This window comes from Acidipropionibacterium virtanenii, from assembly GCF_003325455.1.
In the GTDB taxonomy this organism is placed as follows: domain Bacteria; phylum Actinomycetota; class Actinomycetes; order Propionibacteriales; family Propionibacteriaceae; genus Acidipropionibacterium; species Acidipropionibacterium virtanenii.
Map to the genome: position 1 here is coordinate 1765239 of NZ_CP025198.1, position 18583 is coordinate 1783821.

The 18583-nt window shown below is 69.2% G+C and carries 14 protein-coding genes; 11 read left to right on the forward strand and 3 right to left on the reverse strand.

Going from position 1 to position 18583, the window contains the following annotated elements; genetic code table 11:
- The first annotated feature begins 88 nt into the window (after nt 1–88).
- A complete protein-coding gene (gene thrC / locus JS278_RS08100; RefSeq protein WP_114044734.1) occupies nt 89–1519 on the forward strand; it encodes a threonine synthase in 1431 nt (476 codons plus the stop codon).
- A gap of 28 nt (nt 1520–1547) precedes the next feature.
- Here the strand turns inward: thrC and JS278_RS08105 are convergent, their stop codons facing one another.
- Nucleotides 1548–2792, reverse strand: a complete 1245-nt coding sequence (locus JS278_RS08105; protein WP_114044735.1) for a DUF349 domain-containing protein — start codon at nt 2790–2792, stop codon at nt 1548–1550.
- A gap of 30 nt (nt 2793–2822) precedes the next feature.
- Between JS278_RS08105 and JS278_RS08110 the strand changes: the two genes are divergently transcribed.
- Both JS278_RS08110 and hisS read left to right on the forward strand, forming a co-directional pair.
- Nucleotides 2823–3500: an MBL fold metallo-hydrolase gene (locus JS278_RS08110; RefSeq protein WP_114046204.1), complete on the forward strand. Its 678-nt coding sequence runs from the start codon at nt 2823–2825 to the stop codon at nt 3498–3500.
- 40 nt (nt 3501–3540) lie between these two features.
- On the forward strand, nt 3541–4899 hold the full coding sequence (gene hisS, locus JS278_RS08115; RefSeq protein WP_114044736.1) for a histidine--tRNA ligase: 1359 nt from the start codon (nt 3541–3543) through the stop codon (nt 4897–4899).
- Nucleotides 4900–4907: 8 nt separating this feature from the next.
- Here hisS and JS278_RS08120 read toward each other — a convergent pair whose 3' ends face one another.
- A complete protein-coding gene (locus JS278_RS08120; RefSeq protein WP_245935060.1) occupies nt 4908–9266 on the reverse strand; it encodes an acyl-CoA dehydratase activase-related protein in 4359 nt (1452 codons plus the stop codon).
- Nucleotides 9267–9349: 83 nt separating this feature from the next.
- Between JS278_RS08120 and JS278_RS08125 the strand changes: the two genes are divergently transcribed.
- From JS278_RS08125 to JS278_RS08160, 8 genes are all read left to right on the forward strand, one after another.
- A complete protein-coding gene (locus tag JS278_RS08125; protein ID WP_114044738.1) occupies nt 9350–10021 on the forward strand; it encodes a TetR/AcrR family transcriptional regulator in 672 nt (223 codons plus the stop codon).
- A gap of 111 nt (nt 10022–10132) precedes the next feature.
- Nucleotides 10133–11200, forward strand: coding sequence for a glycosyltransferase family protein (locus JS278_RS08130; RefSeq protein WP_114044739.1), 1068 nt, complete (start codon nt 10133–10135; stop codon nt 11198–11200).
- Nucleotides 11201–11258: 58 nt separating this feature from the next.
- On the forward strand, nt 11259–13058 hold the full coding sequence (gene aspS / locus JS278_RS08135; protein WP_114044740.1) for an aspartate--tRNA ligase: 1800 nt from the start codon (nt 11259–11261) through the stop codon (nt 13056–13058).
- Nucleotides 13059–13194: 136 nt separating this feature from the next.
- Nucleotides 13195–13464 carry a type II toxin-antitoxin system prevent-host-death family antitoxin gene (locus tag JS278_RS08140; RefSeq protein WP_114044741.1) on the forward strand — a complete coding sequence of 90 codons (270 nt, stop codon included), beginning with the start codon at nt 13195–13197 and terminating at the stop codon, nt 13462–13464.
- Nucleotides 13433–14197 (forward strand): hypothetical protein, encoded by a 765-nt coding sequence (locus JS278_RS08145; RefSeq protein WP_147243173.1) that lies wholly within the window; start codon nt 13433–13435, stop codon nt 14195–14197. Before JS278_RS08140 ends, JS278_RS08145 begins: the two co-directional genes overlap by 32 nt.
- Before the next feature lie 9 nt (nt 14198–14206).
- Nucleotides 14207–14569, forward strand: coding sequence for a metallopeptidase family protein (locus JS278_RS08150; RefSeq protein WP_245935061.1), 363 nt, complete (start codon nt 14207–14209; stop codon nt 14567–14569).
- A 41-nt stretch (nt 14570–14610) separates the two neighbouring features.
- The gene (locus tag JS278_RS08155) at nt 14611–15414 is read left to right on the forward strand and encodes a tyrosine-protein phosphatase (RefSeq protein WP_114044744.1); all 804 of its coding nucleotides are present in this window, start codon (nt 14611–14613) and stop codon (nt 15412–15414) included.
- Nucleotides 15407–16783 (forward strand): replication-associated recombination protein A, encoded by a 1377-nt coding sequence (locus JS278_RS08160; protein ID WP_114044745.1) that lies wholly within the window; start codon nt 15407–15409, stop codon nt 16781–16783. Before JS278_RS08155 ends, JS278_RS08160 begins: the two co-directional genes overlap by 8 nt.
- Here the strand turns inward: JS278_RS08160 and JS278_RS08165 are convergent.
- Complete coding sequence (locus JS278_RS08165) at nt 16752–18518, reverse strand: hypothetical protein (protein ID WP_114044746.1); 1767 nt, start codon at nt 18516–18518, stop codon at nt 16752–16754. The genes JS278_RS08160 and JS278_RS08165 overlap by 32 nt on opposite strands.
- Nucleotides 18519–18583: the final 65 nt, after the last annotated feature.

The window sequence follows — 18583 nt, forward strand, 5'->3', positions numbered from 1 at the left end:
GCGTTGCGGGTGGGGTCTGCGACCGAGCTCTGGTGGCGGCAGCTTTGCGATGGAGATGACAGCCTGAAGGGTGGGTAGGGTTCATTGCGTGCGCTACCTCTCCACCCGCGGACTGCCCGACGACCCCCGGCCCGGATTCAGCGAGATCCTGCTCGAGGGCCTGGCCCCAGACGGCGGTCTGTACCTGCCCGAGACCTATCCGCAGGTCGACGCCGCCGTGCTGGCGACGTGGCGGTCGATCCTGGCCGACGAGGGATACGCCGGCCTGGCGGCCGCGGTGCTGTCGCTGTTCATCGACGACATCGACGCCGCGGACCTGCGACGGCTGTGCGCCGAGGCCTACAGCGACGAGATCTTCTCCAGCCCCCTGATCGCCCCGGTCGACGAGCTGGACGGCGGCCTGTGGCTGGCACACCTGTCGGGCGGCCCCACTGCCGCCTTCAAGGACATGGCCATGCAGCTGCTCGGCCGGCTCTTCGAGTTCGAGCTGGCCAGGCGCGGCCGGGAACTCACCATTCTGGGAGCCACCAGCGGCGACACAGGGTCGGCGGCCGAGTACGCGATGCGGGGACGCCGCGGCATCCGGGTCTTCATGCTCACCCCGGCCGGGCGGATGACCCCGTTCCAGCAGGCCCAGATGTTCAGCCTCGACGACCCGTCGATCGTCAACATCGCCGTCGACGGGGTGTTCGACGACTGCCAGGATCTGGTCAAGGCGCTCTTCTGCGACCTGGACTTCCGGCGTCGCTACCAGCTCGGTGCCGTGAATTCGATCAACTGGGCGAGGCTGGCCGCCCAGGTCGTCTACTACATCTCCTCCTGGCTGCGGGCCACCACGGCCGACGACCAGGAGGTGTCCTTCGCGGTGCCGACCGGCAACTTCGGCGACATCATGGCGGGCCACGTCGCCCGGATGATGGGAGTGCCGATCAGGACGCTGGTGCTGGCCACCAATGAGAACAACGTCCTCGACGAGTTCTTCCGCACCGGCATCTACCGGGTGCGCGGGGCCGCAGAGACCCTGGCGACCTCCTCGCCCTCGATGGACATCTCCAAGGCCTCGAACTTCGAGCGCTTCATCTTCGACCTGCTGGGCCGCGACGCCGAGCGGATCCGCGACCTGTTCGGCGATCAGCTGGCGCAGCGGGGGAGCTTCTCCCTGGCCGGCACCGGAGAGTTCGAGTCGATCAGGGCCAGATTCGGATTCGTGTCGGGATCCTCTCGTCATGCCGACCGGCTGGCCACCATCGCGCAGGTGCTCGATCGCGACCAGGTGCTCATCGACCCGCACACCGCCGACGCCGTCACCGTGGCGCGCCGCCACCTCGAACCGGGAATCCCGATGATCGTGCTGGAGACCGCCCTGCCGGTGAAGTTCACCGACACTATCGCCGAGGCCACCGGGCGGGTCCCCGAGTGCCCGGCCCGCTTCGAGGGTTTGGAGGAGCTCCCGCGCCACGTCGTCGACCTGCCCGACGACGCAGGGGCCCTGCGGGCCCTCATCGTCGGGCGGTCGTGACGTCCGGATCAGGACAGCCGGCTGACGATCAGCCGCTGAACTCGTCCAGGGCCTTCTTCGCCTGGGCGAGCCAGGTCTGGTAGGTCTCGATCGACTCCCGGGTCTTCCGGGCGTCCTTCTCCTTGCCCGCGGCCTCCGCCCTGGCGGCATCGGCCTCCAGCTTCTCGATCTGGACGCTGAGCATGTTCACCGTGTCGGCGGCCCGGTCGCGGGCCTGCGGATCGGTGCGCTTCCACTCGGCCTGCTCGGCCGAGTGGACCTTCTGCTCCAGGTCGCGGACCCGGGCGTCGATGCGGCGCATCGCATCGCGGGGCACCTTGCCGATCTCGTTGAACTTCTCCAGGAAGGCGCGGAACTGGTCCTTGGCGGCGGCGATGTCGGAGACCGGGAGGATCTGGTGCTCGGCGGCGTCCAGAAGCTCCTCCTTGGCGGTCTGGTTGCCGCGGAACTCCTCGTCCTGCTCGTTCATGGCCGCCGTGCGGGCGTTGAAGAAGGTGTCCTGGATGGCCCGGAACTCTTTCCACAGCTTGTCGTCGACCTCGCGGGGGGCGGGACCGGCGGCCTTCCAACGGGCCATCAGATCGCGGAAATCGCGGGCGGTGGGGCCCCAGTCGGTGGAGTTCGCCAACGGGCGGGACTCCTCGATGATGGCCTCCTTGGCCCGACGGGCCTGGTCCCGCTGGGCGTTCTGCTCGGCGAACTGGGCCTTGCGACGCCGCGTGTAGGTGGTCCGGGCGCTGGAGAAGCGGTGCCACAGGGCGTCATCGGTGGCATGGTCGATCCGCGGCAGCTTCTTCCACTCCTCGAGCAGGTTGCGGAACTTGTTCACCCCGCCGCGCCAGTCGTTTCCTGCGGCGATGGCCTCGGCCCTGGCGACCATCTCCTCCTTCGCGGCCCTGGCCGCGGCCTGGGCCTCGGCCTTCTGCTCCCGCTTGTGCTCGGCCTTGGCCTCGATGTCGGGGGCCAGAGCGTCCACTCTGGAGACCAGGCCGGCGAGATCGCCGACCGCGTTGGCCGAGGAGATCGAGGAACGGAGCTTGACCGCCGTCTTCCGGGCGTTCTCGGGGGTCAACGTCCCCGACGTCAGTCTGGATTCCAGCAGGTCCACCTCCGTCTCCAGTGACCTGAACCGTTGGACGAAGAACTCCAATGCCTCCTCGCCGGAGACGTCGGGGACCTGTCCCACAGCCCGTTCCCCCTCGGAGGTACGGACATAGACGGTCCCGTCGTCGTCGACCCGACCGAATGACTGCGGACCCGCTGCATGACTCATAGGCCCATCTTGCCCGATATGGTGGCGGTTGTGCTCATCGCCTCCTTCGTAACGGGTCCCTTCCAGGCGAACTGCTACCTCCTGGCAGCCGCCGAGGGGTCCGACTGCGTCATCGTGGACCCGGGCATGGGGGCCATGGAGACCCTGCCGTCCGGGCTGGCGGCCCATCACCTGAGCCCCGTCGCGGTGGCCCTCACCCACGGCCACATCGACCACGTCGGATCCGCCCGCGAGGCGGGTCGCAGATATGACGTCCCGGTGTTCTGCCCGGTCGACGACCGCAACCTGCTGTCCGAGCCGATGGAGGGCCTGGCCGACTTCGCCGCACCCCTGCTGATGGAGTTCTACGGCTCGACCAGTCTGGCTGAGCCCGACGAGGTGATCGACGTCGCCCCCGACTCCCACCACCGGCTGGCCGGCTTCGACCTGGAATTCCTGCACGCCCCCGGCCACACCCCGGGCTCCTCGATGATCCGGCTGGTCGACGCCGAGCACGGGCCCGTCGTACTGTCCGGAGACGTCGTCTTCGCCGGATCGGTCGGGCGCACCGATATGCCGGGCGGCGATCCGGCGGTGATGGCCACCAGCCTCGAGGAGGTCGTGTGGCCCCTGGACGACGCCACCCACCTGTTGCCCGGCCACGGCGGACCCACCACCATGGCCGCCGAGCGGGCCGCCAACCCGTACCTGCACGCCCCGACCCGCTGACCCCCGATCCTCGACACATTCCGACACCGAAGGAAGATTCATGGCCCGCCTCAAGCCACTGTCCGGTTTCCCCGAGTTCCTGCCCCAGGGACAGATGGTGGAGAACCACGTCATTCGGATCCTTGAGGAGACCTTCGAGCTCCACGGCTTCGCACCGGTCAACACGCGCGCCGTCGAGACGATGCAGTCGCTGACCCGCAAGGGCGAGATCGACAAGGAGGTCTACGTCGTCAGCCGGCTCCAGGCCGACGAGCACGAGGCCCGCCAGGACAAGGACCGACTCGGCCTGCACTTCGACCTCACGGTGCCCTTCGCCCGCTATGTGCTGGAGAACGCCGGGCATCTGCAGTTCCCCTTCCGGCGCTACCAGATCCAGAAGGTGTGGCGCGGCGAGCGTCCCCAGGAGGGCCGCTATCGCGAGTTCACCCAGGCCGACATCGACATCGTCGGCTCGCAGACCCTGGCCGCCCACCACGACGTCGAGGCCCCGCTGGTGATGCTGGAGGCCCTGGAGCGCCTCCACACCGAGCTGGGCTTCCCGCCGGTGCTCATGCACGTCAACAACCGCAAGCTCTCGGAGGGCTTCTACCGCGGGCTGGGCATCGAGGAGCCGGCCGGCGTCCTCCAGCGGGTCGACAAGTACGACAAGATCGGCCCGGCGGCCGTCCACGAGCTGCTCACCGAGGAGCTCGGGCTCAGTGAGACCCAGGCCGACAGGTGCGTCGCCCTGGCAGGAATCTCCTCGGCCGACCACTCCTTCATCGCCGCTGTCCGCGAACTGGGCGTGACCAACGACCTGCTGGAGGAGGGCCTGGACGCCCTGGACCGGGTGGTCACCGCCGTCAACCGGGCCGTGCCCGGCCGGATGGTCGCCGACCTCAAGATCGCCCGCGGCCTGGACTACTACACCGGCACCGTCTACGAGACCGAGCTGGTGGGCCACGAGTCCATGGGGTCGGTGTCCTCGGGCGGCCGCTACGACGCCCTGGCCAGTGACGAGAAGCACACCTACCCCGGCGTCGGCATCTCGCTGGGGCTCACCCGGCTACTGGCCCCGATGATCGCCCGCGGCCGGCTCGGTTCCACCCGCACCGTGCCCAGCGCCGTGCTGGTGGCCGTCAACACCGAGGACGAGCGCGACGTCTCCGAGGGCGTCGCCGCATCCCTGCGCGCCCGCGGCATCGCCTGCGAGGTGGCGCCCGGTGCCGACAAGTACGGCAAGCAGATCAAGCATGCCGACCGGCGCGGCATCCCCTTCGTGTGGTTCCCCGGCGGGCGAGACCAGCAGGGTGGAGACGAGGTCAAGGACATCCGCTCGGGAGACCAGATCTCCGCCGACGCGCAGACCTGGAACCCGCCCGCCGAGGATCTTCGCCCCGGCGTCATCGGCCAGTGGTGAGCTGAGCCTCAGACCCCCGCGGTCTCCATCGCCGCGGGGGCGGTCGCCGGGGAGGTGGGCATCTCCTGCTCGGCGGCGTTGCGGTCCCGGGCGGTGGCGGCCATCAGCTTGATGCGATTGAGCTGGTTGACCTGGGAGGCGCCCGGATCATAGTCGATGGACACCACATTGGCCTGCGGGTACTGGCGGCGGATCTCGCGGAAGATGCCGCGACCGGTGACGTGGTTCGGCAGGCAGGCGAAGGGCTGCACGCAGGCGATGTTGGGCACCCCCTCGCGGATCATGTCGACCATCTCGCCCACCAGGTACCAGCCCTCGCCGGACTGGTTGCCCAGCTGCACCACCTTCTGTGCCTCGTCCATCAAGGTGGTGATGGGGGTGGAGACCTCGAACCGGGTGCTGGCGGCAAGCGCGGCGTCGATGGGCTTCTGGTACTGCAGCAGCAGGGACCGGAAGGCCTTCTTGATGTGGCGGCCCCACTTGTCGGTGCCGAAGGTCTGGTAGTTGTAGTCGCCCGAGGACAGGCAGTTGTAGACGAACCACATCAGGCCCGGAAGCACCGCCTCGCAGTCCTCGGACTCGATGGTGTCGACGATGTGGTTGTTGGCGTCGGGATGGAACTGCACGAGGATCTCGCCGAGCACACCGACCCGCGGTCTGCGGGGCAGGTCGCGCAGCTCCAGAGCCTCGAAGTCGTCGACGATGCCGCGGATGAGCTTCTTGTAGGAGGTCCGCGCTCCCAGGGTCTTCGAGCGCCCGCCCTCCAGGAAGTGCTCCCGGCAGATCGTGGTCCAGCGCTTCATGAGCGCGGTGGAGGACCCCTCGACGGCCTCGTATGGGCGGGTGCGAAGGTGTACCTTCTGCAGCAGGTCGCCGAGCGAGATGGCCTGGACGCCCTTGTGCACGAGCGGCGCGGTGAGCGAGAAGCCGGGGTTGTCCTCGATGCCCTGCAGGCTGGCGGCGATCACCGGAATGCGGCCGAAACCGGCGTCCTTGAGTCCCTTGCGCAGCAGCGCGATGTAGTTGGTGGCCCGGCACATGCCACCGGTCTGGGTGAGGAACAGGGTGGTGCGGTCCAGATCGTACTTACCGGACTTCAGGGCGCTCACCAGCTGGCCGATGACCACGATGGCGGGGAAGCAGGCGTCGTTGTTGACCAGCGAGAGGCCGTACTCGATGTCGGACTTCGGTGCGGTCTCCAGCACCTCGACGTTGTAGCCGCAGGCCCGCAGAGCCGCCTCGATGAGGGAGGTCTGGTAAGGGGCCAGCTGGGGCACCAGGATCGTGTGGGTGGTGCGCATCTCCTTGGTGAAGGGCACCCGTTCGTCCGACAGGTGATGGTTGATCTCCGGCCGCTCATGGCTGGTGCGGTCCTTCGAGGCGGCCTGCAGGGAGCGCAGCCGGATCCGGGCGGCACCGAGGTTGGAGACCTCATCGATCTTGAGAGTGGTGTAGATCCGGTCGCGGGCGGCCATGATCTCGCGCACCTGGTCGGTGGTGATGGCGTCCAGCCCGCAGCCGAAGGAGTTGAGCTGGACGATCTCCAGGTCCTTGCGGGAGGCCACGAAGGCGGCGGCCTGGTAGAGCCGGGAGTGGAACATCCACTGGTCGCGCACCCGCAGCGGGCGCTCCAGCAGATCGGCGCCCAGGTGGGCGACCGAGTCCTCGGTGAGCACCGCCAGCCCCAGCGAGTTGGCCATCTCGGGGATGCCGTGGTGGATCTCGGGGTCGACGTGATAGGGGCGTCCGGCCAGCACGATGCCGGGGACGTGGTGCTCGGCCATATAGGCCAGGGCGTCCTCGCCCATCTTTCGCACGTCGGCGCGGAACGCCTCGTCCTCTGCGAATCCCTTGTCCAGTGCGTCACGGGCCTCCTCGACGCCGACCCCGTCCGAGGCGAAGACCTCGGCCAGCCGCTCGGCCAGCTTGTCGCGGTCGGACAGCGACAGGAAGGGGGAGATGAGCTCCACATCCTTCTCCCGCAGGTCCTCCACGTTGGCGCGGATCACCTCGGGGTAGGAGGCCACCACCGGGCAGTTGAAGTGGTTGTCGGCGTCTCCCACCTCGGCCTGCTCGAAGCGGATGCAGGGGTCGAAGATCCTCTTGACGCCACGATCGATGAGGTCCTGGATGTGGCCGTTGTTGAGCTTGGCGGGGTAGCAGATGTTCTCGGAGGCGATGGACTCCATGCCCTTGTCGAACAGCGCGTGGGAGGAGCGGCCCGAGATCATCACCCGGTAGCCCAGGGCCGAGAGGGTGGTGAACCAGAACGGGTAGTTCTCGTACATGTTGAGCGCCCGGGCCAGGCCCAGGTCGCCGCGGAAGGCCTTCTTGGCGGTGAGACGGCGGTAGGAGAACAGCCTCTTGTACTTCTCCTCGAAGACATTGGGCAGTTCGGACTTGGGACGCCGGGCGGCGGCCCGGTTGTCCACCTCGGCGCCGCGGTCGCAGCGGTTTCCGGAGACGAAGATCCGGCCGTCGGAGAAGGTGGAGATGGTGCGCTGGCAGTGGTTCTGGCACAGCGTGCAGTCGTCGCGGTGGGTCTCCACGGCGAAGCCGTCGAGCTCGGAGCGGTCGCGCAGCCCCAGGCCGGTGGACTGCTCGCCGTCGTGGAACCGGGCGCGGGCGGTCAGCGCCGCACCGTAGGCGCCCATCAGTCCCGCCTCGTTCGGGCGGACGACCTCGCGGCCGGTGAGCAGTTCGAAGGCCCTCAGCACGGCGTCGTTGAGGAAGGTGCCGCCCTGGACGACGACCCGCTCGCCCAGCTGGGCGGGATCGGTGAGCTTGATGACCTTGTAGAGGGCGTTGCGCACCACCGAGTAGGACAGCCCTGCGGCGATATCGTTGGGGGTCGCGCCCTCCTTCTGGGCCTGCTTGACCGAGGAGTTCATGAAGACGGTGCACCGGCTGCCCAGGTCCACCGGGTGGGCCGCCAGCAGGCTCATCTGCGCGAAGCTCCGGATGTCGGTGTCCATGCCGGCGGCGAAGGTCTGCAGGAAGGATCCGCAGCCCGAGGAGCAGGCCTCGTTGACGCTGATCGAATCGATGCAGTCGTCGAAGACCTTGAGGTACTTCATGTCCTGGCCGCCGATGTCGATGATCGACGTGACGCCGGGGCACAGGTGCTCGGCGGCCCGGTAGTGGGCCATCGTCTCCACCTCGCCGTCCTCGGCTCCCAGCGCCGCCTTGACCAGCCCCTCGCCGTAGCCGGTGGTGCAGGTGCGGGCGATCCGGGCCCCGTCGGGCAGGGTGTCGTAGAGGTCGGCGAGGATCGAGACCGCGGCGTTGACCGGATCGCCCTCGTTGGAGGCGTAGTGGGAGGCCACGATGGTCAGGGACTCGTCCAGCAGCACCGACTTGATGGTGGTGGAGCCGGCGTCGATGCCCAGGAAGAGGTCTCCCCGGGCCGCAGAGAGCGGAAGGGTGGGCAGCTTGGTGCGGGCGTGGCGGGCACCGAAGGCGTCGAGCTCGGCCTGGTCGTGGAACAGTGGCGGCATCGACTGGCTCAGGCCGGTCTCGGTGCGCGCCGTCCTCGCCCGGCGGGCCAGATCGGCCAGGCTCTGAGGCGCCGACTCGGCCTTGAGAGCCGCACCCATGGCGACGTACAGCTGTGCGCGATCGGGGGTGACGAACTCCCGGACCTTGCCGTCGAGCACCTTGCCGAAGGCCTTGCGCAGGCTGGGCATGAAGTGCAGCGGCCCGCCCAGGAAGATCACCTGGCCGCGGATCGGACGGCCGCAGGCCAGCCCGGCGATGCACTGGGTGGCCACGGCCTGCATCACCGAGGCGGCCAGGTCCTCGTGGCGGGCCCCCTCGTTGATCAGTGGTTGCAGGTCGGACTTGGCGAAGACGCCGCAGCGCGAGGCGATGGGGTGGGTGGTGGTGGCGTGCAGGGCCAGGTCGTTGAGTCCGGGCGCGTCGGTGTGCAGCAGGGTGGCCATCTGGTCGATGAAGGCTCCGGTGCCGCCGGCGCAGGACCCGTTCATGCGCTGTTCGGGGACGGGCTTGAGGTAGGTGATCTTGGCGTCCTCGCCGCCCAGCTCCAGCAGCACGTCGGCGTCGGGGTTCCAGTGCTGGACCGCGGCCGTCTCGGCCATCACCTCCTGGATGAAGGGGACGTCGAGGGCGTCGGCGGTGCCCAGGCCGGCCGATCCGGTGACCGAGACGCGCACCATGGCGTCGGGCAGTGCCGCCGAGGCGTCTGCCAGCAGGGAGGCGATGGCTGCCGTGATATCGGCATGGTGTCTTCGGTAGTCCTCGAAGACGATCGACGCCCCGTTGAGGGGATCGCCGTCGAAGACGGCCGCCTTGATCGTTGTGGAACCGATGTCCAGGCCCATCCGAAACTCCGCGCGCACTGCGTCCATGGGTCTATTTCAACACCATGGAAATCCGGACCTGCAGGCACCCCCCTTATTTCCTGTGAAGGGGGTGGACGTACCCTTCGGACATGACCACCACAGCGCGACCCGGCAGGACGCGCCGCGGCCCGCGCAGTGAGTCCGGGGAGGCCCGCTCGGCGATTCTCGCGGCGGCCCGCAGGCTCTTCCTGGACTCGGACTTCAGCGCGGTGAGCCTGCGCCAGATCGCGCGTGAGGCCGGTGTCGACACCTCCCTCATCAGCTACTACTTCGGTACCAAGCAGGACCTCTACAACGAGGTGATGGCGCTGCCCAGCGGTCCGCACCGCCTCATCCAGCGGGTCTGCGCCGACTGCGACCCCGACCATCTCGGCGAAGCCCTGATCAGGGCCTTCGTGAGCGCCTGGGACGGTCACGTGGGCGAGTTCACCGAGCGCGGCTCAGCCACCCTTCAGGGCCTCATCCAGGCCATGATCACCCAGCCCAACGCCTTCGAACAGGTCCGCGGGTTCTACCAGCACCTGCTCATCGACCCGGTGGTCGAGATCCTTGAGGAGCGTTACGACGCAGAGGAGGCCCGGCTGCGGGCCACCATCGCACTGTCGCGGCTGCTCGGCCTGTTCACCACCCGTTATGTCGTCGGCCTGGACGCCCTGGCCCGTATCGACGGGGAGAGGCTGGTGGCCCGCGAGGCCCCCGAGCTGCAGCGGGTGCTCACCGGCCCCGTCCCCGACAGGCCCGCGGACCCCGGTCGGCGATGACCTCGCGCAGCAATCCTGGCTGAACCCGCCAGGTCTGCTGCGACCGGTGCCTGACCACGGCTAGAGTCTGGGACAACGCGCAACGATGCGCCTGAAACCCAGGGGTTCTCCATGACGATTGCCATCAAGTACGGATACCTCGACGACGAGCCGGTGGTCGATGAACAGGGACGCTTCATCGGCGGCGGTGGCGGTGCCGCGCTGGTCGAGAGACTGTTCAAGATCTACCCGGGGGCGGTGATGGTCGGGGACCGGGACCGCCAGTGCCAAGGCTTCGAGATGCGACGCCTGGGCAGCCTCGACGCCCGGCGGGATCTCGTCGTCAACCTGGACGTGCTCGACTCCGTCGGCGTCTTCCAGATCCTCCACCGCCACGGCGCCGAGCCCCGGATCCTCAACCTTCAGTGGCTGCCCCCCTCCCACTACCACCACAAGGTGAATTTCGCCGCGATGGGCCTGTCCTTCGCACTCTTCCCGACGCTGTGCTCCGGGGAGCGGACCGCCGGCGAGGTGAGCGAGATCGTGCGCCGCTGGACCATCTCCCCGCTGGCCCACCAGGCCCGGGTGGCGTGGTTCCAGCCCGGTATCCGCTCCGACCTGCTCAAGGCCCATCGCGATCCCGAGGTGCCGGTGGTGCTGTACCCGGCGATCCGGCTCTCGGACGCCAAGCAGCCCAAGACCTTCCTGCGGATCGTCAAGCAGGTCGCCGACAAGGTGCCCCTGCGGATGGAGGGACGGTTGGTGCAGCGCGACCTGGCCAGCGTCCTGGCGATGAAGATGTCGGCCCCGCGCTGGGCCAAGCTCTCGCCCCTGTTCGGCGACCGGGAGGAGTACTGGGAGTCGCTGGCGCGGACCACCGCCTTCGTGGCCACCGCCCGGGAGGAGGCCTACGGCCTGGAGTACCTGGAGGCCTTGTTGGCCGGGGCGGTCGGCATCTTCCCGCACCTTCCCTGGGCGGCCGGCCTGGTGCCGGCCTTCTACCCCTACCTGTACGCCACCGAGGACCAGGCCGCCGAGATGCTGACGGAGGTGCTCTCGGATCCCGATGCGGCGCGCCGGGCAGCCGACGAGTCCGCCGGGGGATCGCTGAGCGACTGGATCGTCGAGCACCACACCCGGGCGGTCGGCAATGACGCGATCCGAACCCAGATCTCCGAGTGGTTCCCCGAGGTGGGATAGGCTCGGGCGAAGGCCCGCACCGTCTATGCGTGGCCCCGACAAAGGAAGGATCACGTCCGTGCTGCGAACCCACGAGGCAGGCACCCTGCGAGCCAGCGACATCGGCGAGGAGGTGACCCTGGCCGGCTGGGTCGGCCACCGGCGCGATCACGGCGGCGTGGCCTTCATCGATCTGCGCGACGCCTCCGGACTGGCCCAGGTGGTGATCCGCGACGAGATCCTGGCCTCCTCGGGGGCCCACGACCTGCGCAACGAGTACTGCATCAAGGTCACCGGCGTCGTCGAGCCACGACCCGAGGGCAACGCCAACCCGAACCTGCCGTCGGGCGAGATCGAGGTGGCCATCTCGCAGCTCGAGGTGCTCAACGTGGCCGCCCCGCTGCCCTTCCAGATCGACGAGCACGTCACCGTCGGCGAGGACGCCCGGCTGCGCTACCGCTACCTGGACCTGCGCCGTCCCCGCCAGCACGACGCCCTGGTGCTGCGCTCCCAGGTGACCCACAAGATCCGCGAGGTGCTGGACCGCCACGCCTTCTACGACATCGAGACCCCTACGCTGACCCGCTCGACCCCCGAGGGGGCCCGCGACTTCCTGGTGCCCGCCCGCCTGGCACCCGGCTCCTGGTACGCCCTGCCGCAGAGCCCCCAGCTGTTCAAGCAGCTGCTGATGGTCGCCGGCATGGAGCGCTACTACCAGATCGCCCGCTGCTATCGCGACGAGGACTTCCGTGCCGACCGCCAGCCCGAGTTCACCCAGCTCGACATCGAGATGAGCTTCGTCGACCAGGACGACGTCATCGCCCTGGCCGAGGAGGTGATGGCCGAGTGCTGGAAACTCATCGGCGTCGAGATGCCCCGGCCGATGCCGCGCCTGACCTGGCGCGACGCCATGGACCGGTACGGCTCCGACAAGCCCGACCTGCGCTTCGGCAATGAGATCACCGAGGTCACCGGCTTCTTCGCCGAGACCCCCTTCCGGGTCTTCCAGGCGCCCTACGTGGGCGCCGTCGTGATGCCCGGCGGGGCCTCGCTGCCGCGCCGCCAGTTCGATGCCTGGCAGGAGTGGGCGCGCACCCGCGGCGCCAAGGGACTGGCCTACATCACCGTCGGCGACGACGGCACCCTGGCCGGCCCGGTGGCCAAGAACATCTCGGAGGACGAGAAGGCCGGGATCGCAGGCAAGGTCGGCGCGCAGCCCGGCGACGCGATCTTCTTCGCCGCCGGCCCCCGCACCTCCTCCCAGGAGCTGTTGGGTGCCGCCCGTCTGGAGATCGGGCAGCGCTGCAACCTCTACGATCCCGCCGACTGGGCCTTCTGCTGGGTGGTCGACGCCCCCATGTTCAAGTCCACCAGGCAGGCCGAGGCCGAGGGTGACGTGGCCGTCGGGGCGGGGGAGTGGACCGCCGTCCACCACGCCTTCACCAGCCCGAAGCCCGAGTGCCTCGACACCTTCGACACCGATCCGGGATCGGCCCTGAGCTACGGCTACGACTTCGTGTGCAACGGCAACGAGGTGGGCGGCGGATCGATCCGTATCCACCGCCGTGACGTCCAGGAGCGGGTCTTCCAGGTGATGGGGATCGGCGCCGAGGAGGCTCAGCAGAAGTTCGGCTTTCTGCTCGACGCCTTCAAGTTCGGCGCCCCGCCGCACGGCGGTATCGCCTTCGGCCTGGACCGCCTGGTGATGCTGCTGGGCGGTTTCGAGACGATCCGCGACGTCATCGCCTTCCCGAAGACCGGCAACGGCTACGACCCGCTGACCCAGGCCCCGGCGCCCATCACCGCAGCCCAGCGCCGCGAGGCAGGGGTCGACGCCAAGCCCGTCAAGAAGGGCGAGGACCAGGATTCCAAAGCCTGATCCGAGGGTCCTGTGGCAGCGCCCCGTCGTCGTTCCTGCAATCTGGGACGACCGCGGGGCGTCGGCACGCTTGGAGCGCCCTGTGACACGCGACAAAAGTTCGAAGTTTTCAGGCATCCCCTGCTAGACTTGCGTCATGACTGAACCGCTCCGCATGCCGGCCACGCTGGCGACCAAGAAGGGCGCGGGATACCTTGCCGATCAGGCAGGCGAGCGCACTGTCATCCTCACCAACCATGGCAGAGAGACAGCGGTGGTGATGAGCCCCGAGCACTACGACGAACTGGTCCGTGCACTGAGGACTGCGGCCGACCGTCTCGTGTCAGGGGTGGCCGATCTGGTCGCTGATCGGTCGGAGTTCCGCAGCATCGACGATGCCCGGGCCCGTCTCCATGCGCTCCGGTGAGCGTTTTCCGGACGACCAGGCTGAACTGGTCATCTCGGACGAGGCGATTGAGTGGATCGCCGACAACCTCACTGCGTCGGAGCAGGATGAGTTCCTCGACGATCTGACGACGCTGTTCCGTCGACCGTGGGGAAAACATCCACTGTCGAACCGGAGCGCGGCCGATCACCTTGCTGGATTGAACACCGCGAGCACGCTCTCGGGCGACCACCGCATCGTCTTCCGGTCAACCGTGTCCGCCCAGGGCACCGGGCTGATCGAAGTGATCGCCATCGGACCGCGTACCAGCAATCGGATCTATGACGCGGTCAACGCCTTGGTGGCAAGTGGGAAACTGGACGACTCCATCACCCAGCAGATCTGGGATCTCCTCGCTCTCCTGGAGGACACGGTCGACAGGTACGGCCTCGAGCCGTGGGACTACCTTCCCCCGGTGGCTGCGGAGGGGTTGGTGAAGGCGGCGGTCGCGTCGGGAGTGCTTCCCGAGGATCTTGCCCGTCTGATGTCCGCCGATGAGATCACTGAGGCCATGGCGCACGGATGGGATGAGAACACCGGCCAGGCCGATCCGGGGGGTGCACTTGGCGCTGCACTGGCGAGGGTGGGTGGAAGTGCCGACCCGGAGCACATTTTCGCTTCCCGGGGCGAGCCCCGATGCGGAGCGCAGATGCCACGCGCCGACCGTCTCTGCATCCGGCGCCGTGGGCACCCGGGCGCCCATCGGTCTCGGTGACGACGATTCATGAACGGTGACATGGGGATGACCGAGGCCGATTTCGAGGCCTGCATCGACGACGCCCTGGCGCGGATCCCCGAACGGCTCGCAACAGCGATCGACAACGTCGTCATCGAGATCGCCGACGAGCCGGGCCCCGATCAGCCACCCGGTCTGCTCGGGCTCTACGAGGGGGTGCCGCTGACCGCCCGCGATTCGAACTGGGGGTTCGTGCCGCCCGACGTCATCACCATCTTCTCCGGGCCGCTCACCAGATTCTGCCGGAACCGCGAGGAACTCGTCGAGCAGATCGCCGTCACCGTCATTCACGAGGTGGCCCACCACTTCGGCATCGGCGACGCCCGTCTCCACGAGCTCGGCTGGGGCTGAGGGGAGCGGGCGGTGTCGGCCGGCGCCGATAGGGTGGGCCCATGAGCACCATGCGGGCCACCCCTCCTCGGGAGATCGGCTGGATCGATCTGGACGGCGTCAACAACATGAGGGATCTGGTCGGGACTCCCACCGCCGACGGAGGGCGCATCGCCCCGCACCGGCTGATCCGCTCCGACAACCTGGACAGGCTGCCCCCGGCGTCCATCGAGACCCTCGTCAACCACCTGGAGGTCAGCGACATCATCGACCTCCGGACGAGCTTCGAGCTGACCCGCATCGGTTCGGGCCCGCTGCGGCAGGACCCGAGAGTACGCGTCACCACCGGCTCGCTGTACCCCGATGACGATCCCGCCTGCGCCGTGCCGCCGTGGCAGGCAGCACCGGATCCCAGCGCCGTCATCAGTCACGTCGAGGCCACCTCGCAGCACTACCTGGACTACCTGGAGGGCCGGCCCGACACCGTCCTGAAGGATCTGCGCGTCATCGCCGGGGCCCGCGGCGCCACCGTCGTCCACTGCGCCGCCGGCAAGGACCGCACCGGCACCATCATCGCCCTGGTCCTCTCGACGCTGGGCGCCGGGCGGGAGGACATCGTCGCCGACTACGCCGCCACCAGCCAGCGGCTGGGCCGCATCCTCGCCAGCCTCGGCCGGGCCGCCGCGGCCGGAGCCGCCACCCAGGGCGCCTACTCGGACGAGCAGCAGTCCACCCCGCCCGAGATCATGGAGCGCACTCTGGACCTCATCGACTCCCGCCTGGGTGGAGTGCCCCGCTACCTCCACGGCATCGGCTGGACCACCACCGACCAGGCCAGGCTGGAGGCCCACCTTCTCGATGAGTGAGGATCTCTTCGGCAACCCGATCGGCACCCCCGAGCCGTCGCCGGCCGTCGGCTCCCTGGGCGACGCCGTCAACCCCTCGGCTCCGCTGGCGGTGCGGATGCGCCCCCGAAGCATCGACGAGATCGTCGGCCAGCAGCACCTGCTGGCGCCCGGCTCCCCGCTGCGCCGGCTGGCCGAGGGCCGGGCTGCCATGAGCGTCTTCCTGTGGGGCCCGCCAGGGGTTGGCAAGACCACCATCGCCAGCGTCATCTCGCAGGCCTCAAACCGCCGCTTCGTGGAGATCTCCGCGGTCACCGCCGGCGTCAAGGACGTCCGCCGTGAACTGGACACCGCCCGCCGGGAACTGGCCACGGGCCGGCCCACCGTGCTCTTCGTCGACGAGGTGCACCGCTTCTCCAAGGCCCAGCAGGACGTCCTGCTGCCCGCCGTGGAGAATCGCATCGTCACGCTGGTGGCCGCCACCACCGAGAACCCGTCCTTCTCGGTGATCTCCCCGCTGCTCTCGCGCTCCCTGCTGCTGACGCTGAAACCCCTCACCGAGGCCGACGTCTCCACCCTGGTCGACCGCGCCCTGACCGATGAGCGCGGCCTGCGCACCCCCGAAGGCAGCCTGTACACCCTCGACGACGACGCCCGGGCCGACCTGCTGAGACTGTCCGGCGGGGACGCCCGGCGGGTGCTCACCTACCTCGAGGAGGCCGCTGCCGGGGCCACCTCCTCGGGCACCGGCACCATCACCACGGGGATCATCGCCACCGCCGCCGACCGCGCCGCGGTGCGCTACGACAAGGGCGGGGACCAGCACTACGACGTCATCAGCGCCTTCATCAAGTCCATCCGGGGATCGGACGCCGACGCCGCTCTGCACTGGCTGGCCCGGATGATCGAGGCCGGCGAGGACCCCCGCTTCATCGCCCGGCGTCTCATCATCTCGGCCTCCGAGGACATCGGCATGGCCGCCCCGTCCGTGCTGCAGACCTGCGTGGCCGCCGCCCAGGCGGTCCAGCTCATCGGCATGCCGGAGGCGCGGATCAACCTGGCCCAGGCCACCATCGCCGCCGCCACCGCACCGAAATCGAATGCGGTGATCACCGCCATCGACGCCGCCCTGGCCGATGTGCGCGCCGGCAGGGGCGGCGAGGTGCCGGCCCACCTGCGCGACGCCCACTACTCGGGGGCCGCGGACCTCGGCCACGGCGTCGAGTACAAGTACGCCCACGACTTCCCGCACGGCGTCGCCGCCCAGCAGTACCTGCCCGACGACCTGGCCGAGGCCCGCTACTACCGGCCCACCGATCACGGCAACGAGGCCGGCATCGGCGCCCGCTGGGAGCAGCTCAGGGCCCTGCTGGGGAGGCGGGACGGCTGAGGCGCCTGCGCCGCTGACGGCGCATCGCGGCGATGGAGGCCTCCTCGACGGCGTCGGCGGGATCCATCGGATCCACCCTCCAGCGGCCCAGTGCCAGCAGTCCCATCGCCACGCCGATCTGCACCCCCTGGCCGACGACCGAGTCGACCACCGAGGCCCACATGTTGAGGTCGAGCACACCGGCCATGGCATCGGGAAGGACGACGCTCTGCAGCACGAACACCGCTGCCAGCAGCGCCTGGCTCACGAAGAACAGGGCCCTGGCAGGGGCCGGGAACCGGGGGGAGTCGCGGTGGGTGTACTCGGCCTCGGTGAGCACCCGCCACACCAGGCCCGCCAGCAGCACCGCCACCGCCGAGCCCTGGGCGATCGCCTCGAGGGGCTGGGCCACCGATTCGCGCTGCGGGAAGATGAGGGCCTCGACCGCCACCATCGTCACGATCGCCCACCGGCCACGGTCGCGATCCGGGGAGAACTGGCCGGCCCGCGCCCAGATCGCCGCCTGGCACAGTGCCAGCACCACCAGCACGGCCCCGGTCAGCGAGCCTCGGAGCCCCGGCAGCGTCCCGACCCCCAGATACCTCAGCAGCTGCTGCGCCGCCGAATAGATGCAGGCGCAGAAGATGGGCGGGGCCAGCACCACCATCACCGCGCGGCGTCGCCGGATCGCCCTCAGCCACATCACCGACAGGGCCACGGCGGTCACCAGAGTTCCGATGATGCCCATCGGCATGTGCGCCAGCGGGGCTCCTGGGATCACCGTGAGAGGGAGCACCAGCAGCCAGCTGCACATCAGGGCGCCGAACGCCATGCCCCGGGCCGACAGGTCGGCGGTCAGCGCGGTGGGGCGCGGCAGATCGACCGGGCGGCCGACCAGCCGCAGCCCCAGGGCGCACAGGCCGACGCTGGCCAGGGTGTGGGCCAGTGTGGCGACGACGGCCCAGCGGCCCGGACCCAGGAGCACCGCGACGGTCAGGGCTCCCAGGCAGGACAGTGCCGTCACCACCACCCAGGCGGCCGGCGACAGCAGCTCCCGCACGCTCAGTACCGTCCAGGTGGCGGTGTCCGTGGCCACCTGGGCGAAGGAGATCCCCGAGGCCGCCGCCAGCGGCACCGCGACGAACAGCAGGGCGACGTCGGTGATCATCATCGACAACTCGTTGACCGAGCGCGCGAACGGGAACCCCCAGGCGATCACCATGGCCGTGAGATGGCCCAGGCCGCCCACCGCCCCGGCCAGCCACAGCCGCCAGGGCTGCAGGCCCGGGCGCATCACGATGAACACGGTGAGGACCGCCAAGGAGCCCCCCAGCGCGGCGATCCCGATCCAGCCCAGCAGGGAGATGATGGTGAGCCCACCGGTGCCCACCATGATGGCCAGCAGGATCATCTGCGGGATCATCGACGTCGCCGAGAGCAGCAGGCCCGCGATCCTCCAGCCCCGCGCCATCGACTGGGCGCACACGTTGAGCAGCCCCAGGCACACCGACAGCAGAAGGTCCACCAGACCCGAGGCCAGCTCCTTGTCGTGGCGCAGTCCCAGCAGCGAACTCGCCAGTGCCAGGAAGGCGACCAGCCAGAACAGCGCCATTCCCAGCCTCGACATGACCCTCACGCCGCGTGGCAGGCTCCGGGTGTGCAGACGTCCCTCGCGCACCTGGTCGGCGACGACCTCGCGGACGATGCGGCGCACCACGAGCGCCACTGCGGTGGTGGTGGTCCGCATCCGTCCCATGCCAGGGCACACTAGCCGACATCCGCGCCGGGCCGCGCCACTAGAGTGAGGCGCGACACCCCGAC